The organism is Rothia sp. 27098_8_29 (assembly GCF_041432785.1).
In the GTDB taxonomy this organism is placed as follows: Bacteria; Actinomycetota; Actinomycetes; order Actinomycetales; family Micrococcaceae; genus Rothia; species Rothia mucilaginosa.
In genome coordinates this window covers 1105105-1119308 of the sequence record NZ_JAPWAI010000001.1, presented here as the reverse complement: position 1 = coordinate 1119308, position 14204 = coordinate 1105105, and the positions used below count along the sequence as shown (strand labels likewise).

At 57.3% G+C, this 14204-nt stretch carries 13 protein-coding genes; 3 read left to right on the top strand and 10 right to left on the bottom strand.

What is annotated here, in order from left to right; genetic code table 11:
• The first annotated feature begins 153 nt into the window (after nucleotides 1-153).
• Together O3649_RS04310 and dxs are read left to right on the top strand one after the other, a co-directional pair.
• Nucleotides 154-1803: a class I SAM-dependent RNA methyltransferase gene (locus O3649_RS04310; RefSeq protein ID WP_371572930.1), complete on the top strand. Its 1650-nt coding sequence runs from the start codon at nucleotides 154-156 to the stop codon at nucleotides 1801-1803.
• Nucleotides 1804-2028: 225 nt separating this feature from the next.
• Nucleotides 2029-4101, top strand: coding sequence for a 1-deoxy-D-xylulose-5-phosphate synthase (gene dxs, locus O3649_RS04305; protein WP_083301085.1), 2073 nt, complete (start codon nucleotides 2029-2031; stop codon nucleotides 4099-4101).
• A 183-nt stretch (nucleotides 4102-4284) separates the two neighbouring features.
• On the opposite strand, the gene O3649_RS04300 is transcribed toward dxs, so the two are convergent.
• The 10 genes from O3649_RS04300 to O3649_RS04255 form a co-directional block, all read right to left on the bottom strand.
• The gene (locus tag O3649_RS04300; protein WP_371572927.1) at nucleotides 4285-4839 is read right to left on the bottom strand and encodes a Rieske (2Fe-2S) protein; all 555 of its coding nucleotides are present in this window, start codon (nucleotides 4837-4839) and stop codon (nucleotides 4285-4287) included.
• A 201-nt stretch (nucleotides 4840-5040) separates the two neighbouring features.
• On the bottom strand, nucleotides 5041-6306 hold the full coding sequence (locus tag O3649_RS04295; RefSeq protein WP_371572925.1) for an HRDC domain-containing protein: 1266 nt from the start codon (nucleotides 6304-6306) through the stop codon (nucleotides 5041-5043).
• Nucleotides 6307-6531: 225 nt separating this feature from the next.
• On the bottom strand, nucleotides 6532-6981 hold the full coding sequence (msrB, locus tag O3649_RS04290) for a peptide-methionine (R)-S-oxide reductase MsrB (protein WP_314074975.1): 450 nt from the start codon (nucleotides 6979-6981) through the stop codon (nucleotides 6532-6534).
• A gap of 87 nt (nucleotides 6982-7068) precedes the next feature.
• The gene (ybaK, locus tag O3649_RS04285) at nucleotides 7069-7569 is read right to left on the bottom strand and encodes a Cys-tRNA(Pro) deacylase (RefSeq protein WP_049340583.1); all 501 of its coding nucleotides are present in this window, start codon (nucleotides 7567-7569) and stop codon (nucleotides 7069-7071) included.
• A 122-nt stretch (nucleotides 7570-7691) separates the two neighbouring features.
• Nucleotides 7692-7874 carry a hypothetical protein gene (locus O3649_RS04280; protein WP_371572923.1) on the bottom strand — a complete coding sequence of 61 codons (183 nt, stop codon included), beginning with the start codon at nucleotides 7872-7874 and terminating at the stop codon, nucleotides 7692-7694.
• Between the two features lie 92 nt (nucleotides 7875-7966).
• Nucleotides 7967-8977, bottom strand: coding sequence for a YeiH family protein (locus O3649_RS04275; RefSeq protein ID WP_012903704.1), 1011 nt, complete (start codon nucleotides 8975-8977; stop codon nucleotides 7967-7969).
• A 170-nt stretch (nucleotides 8978-9147) separates the two neighbouring features.
• Nucleotides 9148-9546, bottom strand: coding sequence for a DUF6318 family protein (locus tag O3649_RS04270; protein WP_239662472.1), 399 nt, complete (start codon nucleotides 9544-9546; stop codon nucleotides 9148-9150).
• A gap of 48 nt (nucleotides 9547-9594) precedes the next feature.
• Nucleotides 9595-10329 (bottom strand): DUF6318 family protein, encoded by a 735-nt coding sequence (locus O3649_RS04265; RefSeq protein ID WP_303938290.1) that lies wholly within the window; start codon nucleotides 10327-10329, stop codon nucleotides 9595-9597.
• A 179-nt stretch (nucleotides 10330-10508) separates the two neighbouring features.
• Complete coding sequence (locus O3649_RS04260; protein WP_314130589.1) at nucleotides 10509-11171, bottom strand: hypothetical protein; 663 nt, start codon at nucleotides 11169-11171, stop codon at nucleotides 10509-10511.
• Between the two features lie 528 nt (nucleotides 11172-11699).
• Complete coding sequence (locus O3649_RS04255) at nucleotides 11700-12410, bottom strand: DUF6318 family protein (RefSeq protein WP_371572920.1); 711 nt, start codon at nucleotides 12408-12410, stop codon at nucleotides 11700-11702.
• Between the two features lie 726 nt (nucleotides 12411-13136).
• Here O3649_RS04255 and zapE point away from each other — a divergent pair.
• Complete coding sequence (gene zapE / locus O3649_RS04250) at nucleotides 13137-14186, top strand: cell division protein ZapE (RefSeq protein WP_070629560.1); 1050 nt, start codon at nucleotides 13137-13139, stop codon at nucleotides 14184-14186.
• Nucleotides 14187-14204: the final 18 nt, after the last annotated feature.

Here is a 14204-nt window from a genome sequence, read left to right as displayed (position 1 = left end):
TTGGCCTGTGATGTGCTTGAGCACCCCCACATAGCGCCTGGACTTTGCCCTTTACGTCCTATTCGGCACCCCTTGCGGGGCGTCGGAATCGGAGTAAAGGTACAAACCGGTGTAAAATAATTCACATTAAGTGATTCTTTAGGAGACAATGCTGTGACTCACCCTGCTACCACGCCTGCCGCCTCCAACAACGTAGACGGATACAGCGTCGGGCAGACCCTCACCGTCACCTGTGAGGCTCCCGCGCACGGCGGCGCCTTCGTAGCGCGCACCGAACAGGGCGTCATCTTTGTGCGTCACGGCATCGTCGGCGAACAGGCTGAAGTGCGCATCACCGCGATTGGCCCCAAGCGCCGCTTCTACTTCGCGGACGTTATCTCCGTACCCGTACCCTCCCTGGCACGCCGCCCCCACCCCTGGATCCAGGCGGATGCGCTCGCCACCGAAGAGGAACGCGCCGCCGCCACCGGCGTACCCGAACTGCTCGGCGGCATGGAGTACGGCCACATCAACCTGGATGAGCAGCGACGCTACAAGACTGATATCGTCCGCACCCAAATCAACCGACTGGGCGGTCTGCCCCTCGAATCGCCCCTGCTGACCAACCTCATGGTTGAAGAGCTGCCCCTGCGCGATAACAACGAGGGCCTGTCCTGGCGTACCCGCGTGCGCTACACCGTGACCAAGGTCCGCGCGCACGATAGCGAAGAGAAGAACGGCGAGCAGAACAGCGGCAAGAAGAACCCCGCCGTCACCTGGCGCGTCGGCATGCACCCCTACCGCGCCTCCCAGCCCGTACCGGTCGTAGACTTTCCCCTCGCCGCACTCGAACTGCGCAACCTAGAGCTTGAGAAGCTGAACCTGCGCGGCGTACGCGAAGTCGAGGCAACCGTCTCCTCCCGCGGCAGGGTCCTACTGCAGTTCATCGTTGATCCGCGCTTCTCCATCGAAGAGGTCGCCAAGGACATCGAACAGCAGGCAGCCGACGCCTGGGGACTGCTCGCCAAGCGCAAGATCTCGCTGTTCTTCACCCCGCAGTCCACCTCCAACGGCAAGCCCAAGCGCCGCCGCCCCGGCTCCTCCCACACCCCCTACCGCCGCGTACCCGAAGGCGACCAGCTGCTCGGCGCGGGTCTGCGCTCCGTCACCGAAGAAGTCACCTTCGGCTCCCGCCGATTCAGCTACCAGGTGTCCGCCGGCGGCTTCTGGCAGATTCACCGCGCCGCCCCCTCCACCATGGTCGGAACCATGCTCACCATGCTCCGCCCGCAGGAAGGCGAATGCACCCTCGACCTGTACGCTGGCGCGGGCCTGTTCACCGCCGCGCTCGCGGACGCCGTGGGCGCAACCGGTACCGTGGTCAGCATTGAGGGCTCCCCGGTGACCCATAAGGATGCGCGCTCGAACTTCGCGCCGGATGGTTGCTCCCGCACCGAGAACTCTGCGGACACCCGCATTGAGGTGATTCGCGGCGATGTGGCACGCCACCTGGTCGATTTGAAGACCGCCCTTGAGTTTGGCGAAATCCCCGCCATTGATGCGGTGGTCCTTGACCCGTCCCGTGAGGGCGCGAACCGCACCACCCTGGAACGCCTGGATGCGCTGGACCCCAAGCGTATTCTGTACGTGGCGTGCGATCCGGCATCCCTGGGTCGTGACACCGGTATTTTGCGTGAGCTGGGTTGGGATATGGTGCAGCTTCGGGCGTTTGATATGTACCCGAATACGCATCATGTGGAGACGGTTGCGCTTTTTGAGCGTGCCCCGGCGAAGCCTCGTCCGCGCCGCCGCCGCACCAAGTAGCGCGCAGCTAGTAGCTGTAACAAAGAAGCAAATAATCGCAGTGTTGGGCGGGTTGGGCTGTTCACCAGCCTGCCCACTAGGGGTTATTTCAGGCCGTTTTCGCTCAACCCGGTGCGTCTTGCTCTGCGGGCGCATAAATCTGCTTTTTGGCACCTTAAACGGTAGAATCATTGAAGAACCAACGCACGGAATGAGCCGTGCCCCGACCTTGAGGAGTGTGGGTGTATGTCCGCTGAAAACGCATTGCCGCAGGAGGAGACCCCGAATAGCGCCGCCGGTGGCGCACCCACCGCCGACTACAGCATTGGTAATGGTGCCACTGCCAAGTTGCTCCCGGGTATTCAGTCCCCGGCGGACCTGCAGAACCTCAGCTACGAGCAGCTGGAGGAGCTCTCTAAGGAAATTCGCCAGTTCATCGTGACGAATGTGTCGGCGACCGGCGGTCACCTGGGTCCGAACCTGGGCGTTGTGGAGCTGACCCTCGGCATTCACCGTGTCTTCGAATCTCCCAAGGACAACATTCTTTTCGACACCGGCCACCAGTCCTATGTGCATAAGCTGGTGACTGGTCGTCACGCGTTTAAGACTCTGCGTCAGAAGGGTGGCCTGTCGGGTTACCCGGATCGTGGCGAGTCTGAGCACGACATTATTGCGTCTTCGCACGCCTCCAGCTCAATTTCGTGGGCTGACGGTATTTCTCGCGCGCACAAGCTCAACGGTGAAGATGACCGCTACACCGTGGTCCTCATTGGTGACGGCGCGCTGACCGGCGGCATGGCGTGGGAGGCTGTGAACAATATTGCTGCCGACCGCACCCGCAAGGTCGTGATTGTGGTCAACGATAACGGCCGCTCCTACGCGCCGACCATTGGCGGTTTCGCGAACCAGCTCTCTGAGCTGAAGCACGGTGTGCAGCAGCAGGTGGATCGCGTGCGCCTCGATCACCGCTACGACAGCGCTCTGGATGCAGTGCGCATCGGTCTGCAGCGTGGCGGCCCCGTCGGTCAGATGGTGTACCGCGGCCTGCACGGCATGAAGGCGGGCATTAAGGACGTCGTCGTACCCAAGGGTATTTTTGAAGACCTGGGTATGAAGTACGTGGGCCCCATTGACGGCCACGACCAGCAGGCTGTGGAGAACGCACTGACCGCGGCGAAGAACTACGCCGGCCCGGTGATTGTGCACGCCATTACCGAGAAGGGCCACGGCTACGCGCCCGCCCGCGCGAATGAGGACGACCAGTTCCACGCGGTGGGCCAGATTGACCCGCTGACCGGTGAGGATGTTTCGACCAGCACCTCCGAGTCGTGGACCGGTGTCTTTGGTCGCGAAATCGCAGATATTGCGGATGAGCAGGAGAACGTCGTCGGTATTACCGGCGCGATGCTGATTCCCGTGGGTCTGCGCGAATTCCAGAAGCGCCACCCCGAGCGCGTTATTGACGTGGGTATCGCTGAGCAGCACGCTGTGGCGATGAGTGCCGGCCTGGCGTACGGCGGCATGCACCCGGTGGTTGCCCTCTACGCTACCTTCCTGAACCGCGGCTTTGACCAGCTGCTCATGGATGTTGCCCTGCATAAGGCGGGCGTGACCGTGGTGCTGGACCGCTCCGGTATTACCGGCCCGGACGGTGCAAGCCACCACGGCATGTGGGATTTGGCGATGCTGCAGTTCATTCCGGGTCTGCACCTGGCGGCTCCGCGTGATGGTGCGACCCTGCGCGAAGAACTGCGTGAGGCTGTAGCTATCAACGACGCACCGACCGTGATTCGCTACCCGAAGGGCTCCGTGGGCGAGGACATTCCCGCCCTGGAGCGCCGCAGCGACGGTGTGGATGTGCTGGCACGCACCGGTGAACCCCACCCGGAAACCGGTCAGCGTGACGTGCTGTTCGTTGCTGTGGGCGCTATGGCTCGCGTGGCTCTGGAAGCGTCCAAGGTGCTTGCCGCCGAGGGTATCCAATCCACCGTGGTTGACCCGCGCTGGGTGATGCCGGTGCCGTCTTCGGTCGTTGAACTGGCTCGTGATCACCGCATTGTGGTGACCATTGAGGACGGCGTGCGTTCCGGTGGTGTGGGTTCGCGCATCCGCCAGGAAATGCGTGCGGCTGGCGTGGACACTGCGCTGAGCGAGCTGGGTCTTCCGGCGGAGTTCATTCCGCACGCTTCTCGCGAGCAGATTCTGGAGGAGGTCGGCCTGACCGCGGAAACCATCATCGCGGATCTGCGTGCGCAGCTGGCTGGCGATAAGGTTCCGTTCGCCCGTGAAGAGGGTCAGAAGCCGCGCCACACCCGCTAAGCGGTCGTACCTGAAATGTGCCGCCTAAGCTTCTCTTAGTAGCGCGCCGCAATAGTAGGCATCAGTAGCGGGTACCATAAGACAGCACAAAGCCCCGCCCATCGATTGTGATGGGTGGGGCTTTGCTGTGCGCAGGTCTTGCCGTATGGAGGTTTTGCTGTGCGTAGGTTCTGAGCCGCCGGTTTAGGAGTTGCCGGTGCCGCTAACGAAAAGCTTGCCGCCCTTCTCCTGCACCGGGTAGCTGGCAAGGGGCGACTCCGCGGGGCCGTGCACGACCGAGCCGTCAGCGACAGCGAACTCGGAACCGTGGCAGGGGCACACGATGCGGTTAGAATCCTGCACCTGCACCTGGCAGCCCTGGTGGGTGCAGACGGTGCTGAACGCCTTGTACTCACCCGCGGACGGCTGGGACACGATAACGGTCGTGGAGCCGTGGGTCAGGCGTGCCGCCTTGCCCACACCCACTGCGGAGGCGGAACCCACCTCAACGGTGCCTTCGGGGGCAGTAACGTTGGAGTCACCTTCAGCGCAGGAGGCGAGCAGCGCACCGGATGCAACGGCACCGGTGACGAGGGTCGCGCGGCGGGAGAAGACGCGAGCAGAAGAATCAGTTGCTGCGGTAGCTGCTGCGGCGTCGACGGCATTAGACTCGACTGCGCCAGATGCGGTAGCGGCAGATTCAGTAGCAGGGGAGGCGCATGCCTTCTGAGAGCGGCAGCATCCGTTGGGTGCGGGCATGGTGGTTCCTTTCGTGTACTCTCCCACCCTATGCCGGTTTGAGATAAAAATCGAATGAGAGCAGGCTAAGCTTGGTTCGCGCTTGTTCCCGAGGCAAACACACTCGGGGCAAACGTTCCCGGGGCAAAGAAAACGCCGGTCGGGCGGTCGCATCAGCAACACACCCAACCGGCACACACATCTATTCAGCGTTAGAGAAATCTACCCCAGGTGACGGGCAAAAATCGGCGCAATCACGGGGGCAACCAGACCCGTCTGCCACGAACGCGCACCGTACTCGGCGAGCGCATCCCGCAGGGTCTGCTCGTCAAAACGAGCCGGCGGCTCCCAGCAGAGGCGGCGAACATAATCGGTCGTGATCAGGTTCTGCGCCGGAATGGTCAGCTCCTCCGAGAGCTCATCAATTGCCTGACGAACCTCGGTGAACAGCGCCAAGTTCTCGGGGCGCTTAGACTCCCAGGCCTTCAACGGCGGCGGGGCAGTCGACGGCAAAGTGAACGGTACGGCGTTCTCACCGCGTGCCGCCGCGGCAATAGCACGCACCCAGCGCGGGCCCTCACGACGCAAACTGCGCGTCTGAAAACCGGGAATCGCCATGATAGCGGGCACGTTACGCGGCATGGTGCGTGCCGCCTCCACAATCGCAGAATCAGGAAGCAGACGCTTCGCGTCAACGTCCTTCTTGCGCGCCAGCAAGTCACGCTCATGCCACAGGTTACGCAGCGCCGTCAGCTGCTTGACGGAACGCAACATCGTGCGGCCCTTCGTCTTACGCCAACGCTCCGGCTGATCCGCAGGATCCTTCACCGGGGTCTTGCACAGGTACTCGAACTCCTCCAGGGCGTACTGCAGCTTACCCTGCTGGCGGAGCAAATCCTCCAATGCGTCACGCAAATCAATGAGCACGTCAACGTCCAGCAGAGCATAGTTCAGCCAAGACTCCGGCAGGGGGCGGCGCGACCAGTCTTCCTTCGAGTGCTTCTTCGCCAGCTTATAGCCGAGCAGCTCCTCAACGGTCGCACCCAGGTTCACGCGCTCCAGACCGGCAAGACGCGCACCAAGCTCCGTATCAAACAGGCGGTTCGGTCGCATACCGAGCATGTCCAGGCTCGGGAAGTCCTGAATTGCGGCGTGAATAACCCACTCTGCATCCGCCAGCGCATCGTTAATAATGCGCAAATCCTTAAACGCCTCAGGGTCAATCAGGTACAGCTGATCTTCACGCTTAAGCTGTACCAAAAAAGCACGCGAACCGTAGCGGATGCCCTGGGCGCGCTCCGTATCAACAGCCACCGGGCCGGACGCCGCCGCCAACTGCTCAGCGGCACGACGCAGACCGCTCTCAGTGGTGATGAGAGTCGGAATCGGTGCGGAAGGGGTCTCCAGAGGAACAACGTCCGGAACTTCGATACCGTTAAGGGTCAGCTGAGGGGTGCCTGCGGCATTCTGTTCAGCTGCGGTACTCATGCACTCAATCCTTTTCCTCTGTCTGATTCGACGCGCCCATACGATGCGCCAGATGCCCGGGTAGGCGTACGCCCGAGCAAACATGAGCCCGGGCGGGGTGGCGTGCCCGCGAAGGCACTACGCCATTCTACCCGCCCGAGCTTAAAGCCTCGAATTTAGAGAGACTCACAATAAGGGGCTCACCGGCGTACCCGCTGGAGGCATCGCCGGGCTCTATTCGGCGGCTTACGCCTCGTCAACCGGCGCCTCGTCAACCGGCGCTTCACCAGCCGGGGCCAGCGTCAGGCACACCGAATTAATGCAATACCGCAAATCCGTGGGAGTCGGGTAGCCCTCGCCCTCAAACACGTGACCCAGGTGCGAATCGCAGGCGGCGCAACGCACCTCCACACGGCGCATACCGAACGTCGTGTCCTCCAGGTAACGCACACGGTCCTCAGCCAGCGGCGCGAAAAACGACGGCCAACCACAATGCGAATCGAACTTCTGATCGGAACGGAACAGCTCCGTACCGCAGGCACGGCAAGAATACACACCCTCCGTGTGGGTGTTCCAGTACTCGCCCGTGAACGCGCGCTCGGTGCCGCCCTCACGCAGAACAGCGTACTCTTCAGGCTTGAGAACTTCACGCCAGTTCTTGGCGATAGCACCTACGCCGGGTAGCGAATTGCCCATCATGACTCCTTCAGTTTGCTCTCTTGCCCAGGCTCTTACGGCATATGTAACGCCGCGGCCGGGCGGATTATTCCTGCTGAGCGCGGACTAAGCGCGGATGTCAGCGTACTTGCCGTTGGTGAGCTTCAGCAGGTCGTCCGGGGCGAGCTCAACGTCCAGGCCGCGCTTACCGCCAGAGACCATGATCGTGTCAAAAAGCTGCGCAGACTCATCGAGCAGGGTGGGGGAGGGAGTCTTCTGGCCCAGCGGAGAAATACCGCCCACCACGTAGCCGGTGCGGCGCTCAGCGACCTTCGGGTCGCACATGGAGGCGCTCTTCCAACCCAGGGCAGCCGCGGCAGCCTTAATGTTCAGCTTGCCAGAGACCGGCACGATCGCGACCGCAAAATCCTTCTCGTGCACAATCAGCAGGGTCTTGAACACCTGCTCCTCGGAGGCGCCGAGGCTCTTCGCGGCCTCTTCACCGAAGGAAGTGACGCCCTCAACATGCTCGTATTCACGCATCTGGAAGGGGGTGTTCGTCTCGGTCAGCAGTGCTACGGCGGCGGTTGCTGCGCCGCTCTTCTTACCTTTAGTTTTCTTAGCCATACAACCATTTTACGGAAGTCACCATGCGCCGATACCTATGCGCCGAGAAGCCACATGTGTTTCGAAAAGCCACTTCTTTGGTGGCTTCTCGAAACACATGTGGCTTCTCAAAGGTTATGGGGTTATTTCAGTAACCCTTTTTCCTTCAGCTGCTCTTGAGAAAGCGAGCCAACGACAGTCCAAAATCCATCTGAATATTTGAGAATGTAAGCGCCGTTATCGTCCCCTTCGGCCGTATTTTTGTCTTCGGTGTATGACCCGTCGGGTTCAACGTACATTGCGAATTCCCAAATGTGTTTCAGCATGAGAGTGTATTCTTTAGTTTTTCATCATAGATAAAACGCCAAAAATGACGTTTGTCTACGTTCTGAGGTGGCCTTTAGGCTCCCTTTTTTTCTTAGTAAATACCGATGAGTAATTGCATGCCAAGACTAGTCAGGATGATAGCAATCCAGCAAAGGGCTCCAAGAAGAATGGATTTTCCACTGGATTTGATCATAGCAATGAGGTTGGTTTTGAGACCAATAGCACTCATAGCCATGATGATGAGGAATATGGAGAGTTGTTTGAGAGGTGAAAAGAAGCTAGTGCTGACACCGAAAGATGTGAGAAGAGTAGTTAGCAGAGAAGCTAGGATAAAGTAGAGAATGAAAACGGGGAAGATTTTTTTAAGCTTCACTCCTTGGTTGTCGCCTTGTTGACGGCTTTGCCAATAGGAGAGGAAGAGAACGATAGGGATAATAGCTAGAGTACGTGTCAGTTTGACAATAGTTGCAGGCTCAAGAGTGTTTGCATTGTAAAGACTATCCCAGGCACTAGCAGTAGCTGTCACAGAGGAAGTATCGTTGACCGCAGTACCCGCAAAGAGAGCAAAACCTTCGTTGGAAAGATGGAGCCAAGAACCTAGAGTCGGAAAGATAAGAGCTGCCAAGACATTGAAGAAAAAGATAACAGAAATGGCTTGGGCTACTTCTTTTTCCTTGGCGTGAATAACAGGAGCAGTCGCTGCAATGGCAGAACCGCCACAGATAGAAGATCCAACTCCAATCAAGGTAGCTAGCTTTGTATCAAGGTTAAAAAAGCGTTGGAAAAAGAAAGCAATAATTAAAGCGATAGAAATGGTCGAAATGATGACAGGAAGGGAAGATGTTCCAACTGCGAAAACTTGTGAGATACTGAGTCCAAACCCAAGCAAAATAACAGCATACTGAAGCAATTTTTTGGAGCTGTAAGTCAAACCGGCATCCAGTTGTGTATAGGAAGTGAGAAAGGGATGGAGAATCATTCCGATAAAAATGGCGAAAACAGGTGCTCCCACAACAGGCAGAAATCCTCCTAAAACCCAAGAGATGATAGAAATGATCAGGCAGACTGACAGTCCTGCCCAATTTTTTGATAGAAATGACATAAAAACCTCCGAAAATAGATACTCCTTATTATAGTCTTATTTGGTAAAACTAGAAAGTAGGAATACAGACCCAGTCCGGGGAGCGCACCACCTCACCCTCCGCGCTGATAAAGGCGTTCGATATCCTTGAGGAACTTAATATCCTTCTCGTAGGTATCCAGCATATAGGGCTATACATACTGCATGTCACCGGTCTGAATACCGTAGTTACGGGCTCTGACCCAATCGGTCATCATCTCACGGAGACCAGCGAAGGTTTCGGGGTACTGTTGCGGCTCGGTTTTCGGAAGGGGAACATTCTGTGCGGGACCATGGCCGTCGGCCTTACGGTACTCCCCATCGGGTGCCTTCGAGCCGCCCGAATAGCCTCGGACAGTAGACGGAGTTGCCGAGGCAGAGGGCGACTCCGTAGCGGATGCCGAGGCGGTCTCGCTCGGAGCTGCGGTCGATGATGCCGAGGCGCCCGCCTCATTAGCCGCCTGCTGACCGCAGGCTGCAAGAAGGGTACTGAGACCCATGAGTGTGCCGCTGCTCAGCATCGCCCGGCGGGTGAAGATAACGGAAGTCATGGAAGTGTATTCCTCGTATCGGCGTGGTATGTGAATCAAAAGAAAAGGCTATTTATCGTTTTGCAATTCTTCGTCTGATTTACTTCCAACAATCTTCCAATAACCATCAGAATAGGTGAAGAGGAAGTAGAAAGTATCGTCACTGGTGTCAGTGTTAGCTTCCATATTCAATGTACCGTCGGGTTCTACATACATAACGGTGCTCCAGAACCGGCGATGCAACATGCGGTACTTTTTCTTCGCCTCATCGTAGATGAGCGGGCCTTGAGGTTGGTAGCTGTCCAGCCCGTCAACGGTCCATCCGCCGCGCTGGTAAAGACTCTCGATGTACTGGTAGAACTCGTATTCTTCAGCGTCTTTCGTGATGTACTTGAACGCGTAGGAGCAGTCACCGGTCTGGATGGCGTAGTTATGGGAGACAAGCCAGTCCTTCATCATGCGGTAGAGGCCTTGTTCGGTCTCAGGGTACTGTGCGGGCTCTTTGCGGGGTTCCTGGACGTTCTGCGCAGGGCCGTAACCATCAGCTTTGCGATACTCGCCATCCGGGGCTTTGGAATTGCCCGAATATCCACGAGTCACAACAGGCTTCGGGGTGGTTGAGACCGAAGCAGATGCAGACTCAGATGCCACTGCAGACGCCGAAGCGGTCTCGCTCGGCGCGGCAGAGGCGGTGGCTGCCCCCTCGTTATTTGCCTGCTGGCCACACGCCGCAAGCAGGGCCCCCAGGCCCACAAACACGCCGCTGCTCAGCATTGAGCGGCGGGTCAAAAGAGTGGAAGTCATAGAGGAAACTCCTCATATCGGTGTGAAGTGTGAATAGGTGGCTGGCTAGAAACCGGAAGACTATCCAGCCGAAGGGAAGAACCCCGATAGATGAGAAGCCACATGTGTTTCGAGAAGCCACCATTATCGTGGCTTCTCGGCGAACATGTGGCTTCTCAGCGTAAGACCCACGGGGGGCTTTACATGTCGGGCCAGTCGCGGTGCAGTGAATACTCTGTGTCCCCGTCACCATTGTCGTTCAGATGCCAGCGCTGGCCGGTGCGGATATCGGCCTTGCGTAGGCGCGGGTTCGGGTTATCCTTCTTACCCATGGTGGGGTCGTTCTTGCAGCCCCAACGAGTATCGTCTTCATCGCAGGTGCCGCCGACACGGCCCACATCAACCCACCACACACGAATCAGTAGCGGGTCAACAGTTTCCTTCGTCAACACGACATCCAGAGCATGCCAGTCACCGCCGTTCACACGGAAACGACCAGAGTAAGACACCGTCGCGTAAGCGTGGAAGTTGCCCGAACGCTTATAGACATAACTGGTCGCGGTCTTGCGTGACTCTTCACCACGTGCCCTGCTAACCGGCTTGCCCATGGTGTAGAAGCTGCCCTCGTCACCGTTGCCGTACTGGATGGTCATCTGGGTGGGGTAGGATTCCATCTCCACGTGGCCGATCATGAGGTCCCCTTCCCACCGTGCGGTGGGTGCGTCAACGTAGAAGTTGACGGCCTGGTTCTTATAGACGTTGGGGTTGTCTTCGCCCTGACCAGAGCCAAGGTTATAGGACTGCTTCAGTACAGGGGCCTGGATATCGGTTTTAGCGAATTGGTCCTCAATCTCTTGGAGCATTTCTTCAACGGTGGGACCTTTGGGCTGGGCCGGGTCATTAGAAGTGAAGGTTTTAGCATCATTAGGTTTGCAGAACTTTGACAGTTCAAACCCGCCCCCTCTTTTTACCGTCTGCACGGCCATTCCATCTTCTAGCGCATATTCCGAGTATTCTTGTTTTCCGGGACGGTAATCTTCCGTATAGCATGTATTATTTCCATCAAGTGGCGCATAGTAATCAACGCCACCACTGTCTTTGTTGACGCTGTGGGTTTGATGTATTTCATCAATCCAATTATGGTAGGATCCACCTATTGGTTTTGCAGAATGCTCATTATTTGATGGCAAATCGGAGCGTTTTTCTTTGTCACGCGGATCAGAGCCACCCTGACGCTGTCGTGGTTGACTAGGTACCCGTACACAATGCCCATTAGAATCTTTAGTTGTGCATTCTGTGCTCAAGGCAGATGAATTACCTATTAGCGAAAAAGTTGTTGCCAATATAATGCAAATAAAGATTCGCGGGTAATAAATTAGATTCATTTTATTTTACATTTCCTCTTTTGCCTTGCTTCCGGCAATTTTCCAATAGCCATCAGAATAGATAAAAAAGAAATAGAAATTATCGTCACTATGCTCAGTATTAGCCTGCATTATGAGGTGACCATCAGACTCCACGTACATAACAGTGCCCCAGAAACGACGATGCATCATACGGTACATTTTCTTTGCCTCATCGTAGATAAGCGGGCCTTCTGGTTGGTAGCTATCCAACCCGTCAACAGCCCATCCTCCGCGCTGGTAAAGACCCTGAATATACAGGTAGAACTCGTATTCTTCTGCATCTTCTGTTACATATTTGAACGCGTAGGAGCAGTCACCGGTCTGGATCGCGTAGTTATGCGCAACAACCCAGTCCTTCATCATGCGGTAGAGGCCTTCTTCCGTCTCGGGGTACTGAGCAGGCTCATTACGAGGCTTGGGAACATTCTGAGCAGGGCCGTACTCATCGGCTTTACGGTACTCACCATCCGGGGCTTTGGAGTTACCTGAATACCCGCGAGTTACTCTCGGAGTGGCACTCGCCGAAGGCGATCCAGATGCCGCCGCAGACGCCGAGACGGTTTCGCTCGGCGCTGCGGAGGCGGTAGCTGCCGCCTCGTTATTTGCCTGCTGGCCACATGCCGCAAGCAGGGCACCCAGGCCCACAAGTGCGCCGCCGCCCAGCAGGGTGCGGCGGTTGAAAATGGTCGAATCCATAGAAGATGCGCTCCTATCGTCGGTGATGGTGTGTTGTTTAGTTACTAGTGTCGGGCTGCTTTTGTGGGTCGTATCTGACCTCCGGAAGGAAAACAGCCCCGTAGCGCGCCCATCAAGCGCATCAATGCGCTATGGAACACTACAGTTACCACCCTACCGCATGTTTGCGGTCGTTTGCATTCTTGTAGATGCTACAGTGACGAAACATCACCATACGAACACATCAATGCTTTATGCATCAAATAAGTACCTGCATGCAAAGAATGTACATGTAGCGGTGAGTGTTCCCGGCAAAAGAACTCCCGCAGTAGACCAGGGGAGAGGGCCGTGGACCAAAAGAATGAACAGCAAGCTAGGGGAGTAGCTAGCGGGGCAGAGTAATAGCCGATAGGTTAAGGGAATATTCGATAGGCTATTGCCTCCTCCGCGGGTTTAAAACCCACGGCGAAGACACTAACCTATCGAACGCTGCGCCCACCCCAAGAGCACCCGCCCAAGACAGACCCTGCCCAAAACACACACCACCTCAGTCTCCGCACCCGAACGCCCATGCCCTCGCATTCCCGCCCTCCGTACCCCAGCCCAGCAGCCCCTCCCGCATGTCCCACCCCACCCCCTCCTCATGCCCGTAATGTGGCGGGCAACTCATGCGGCTCACGCGGGGTGTTAGACAGTACTACACTTAAAGCGGAAGTCACATCGCCGTCACTGAAGAAAAGAGTTTTTGTGCCCACCACGACCGTACACTTGACCGATCGCATCCCTCGCGTTTCTGCTGATGAGTTGCTGGCGGGTTTCCGCCCCTCTGAGCGTTTTGGTGAAGTGTCTTTTGATAGCTACATTCCTGATCCGAATCAGCCGTCGCAGGCTGAGGCTGTGCAGAAGCTGAAGGATTTTGGCGACAAGATTAATGGTGGCGGCGCTGGTGCCGGTTTCTTTGGTCGCCTGTTTGGTGGCAAGAAGAAGGATTCGACGAAGGCTGGCCTGTACCTTGACGGCGGTTTTGGTGTGGGTAAGACTCACCTGTTGGCGTCGCTGTGGCATTATGTGGATGGCCCGAAGGCGTTCGGTACTTTTGTGGAGTACACGAACCTGGTGGGTGCGTTGACGTTCCGTAAGACGGTTGAGGCGTTGAGCAGCTACAAGCTGGTGTGCATTGACGAGTTTGAGCTGGACGATCCGGGTGATACTGTGCTCATGTCTCGTCTGATGCGTGAGCTGGCGGATGCTGGCGTGAAGCTTGTGGCGACCTCGAACACGCTGCCTGGTGCGCTGGGTGAGGGCCGTTTCGCGGCTGAGGATTTTAAGCGTGAGATTCAGGTGCTTGCTTCGCAGTTTGAGGTGCACCGTGTGGATGGTGAGGATTTCCGTCACCGTGGCCTGCCTGCCGCACCGGAGCCTGTTGCTGATGATGCGTTTGAAGCGAAGGTTGAGGAAGTGTTCGGCGGCCAGACTGTTGGTGTTGATAACTTCGCTGACCTGGTGGAGCACCTGGCGAAGGTGCACCCGTCGCGTTACCGCCAGCTGATCGATGGCCTGGACGGTATTGCGTGGCGTGATGTTCACCCGATTACTGAGCAGTCGGTGGCGTTGCGTTTTGTGGTGTTGGCTGACCGCCTGTATGACAAGGACTTGCCGATTGTTTCTTCGGGTGTGCCTTTTGACAAGGTATTTACTGAGGAGATGCTGGCTGGTGGTTATCAGAAGAAGTATTTCCGTGCGGTGTCTCGTTTGACTGCGTTGGCTCGTGAGGGCATGCTCGGCGAATCTGAGTAGCCGCCGCCTGACGCTGCG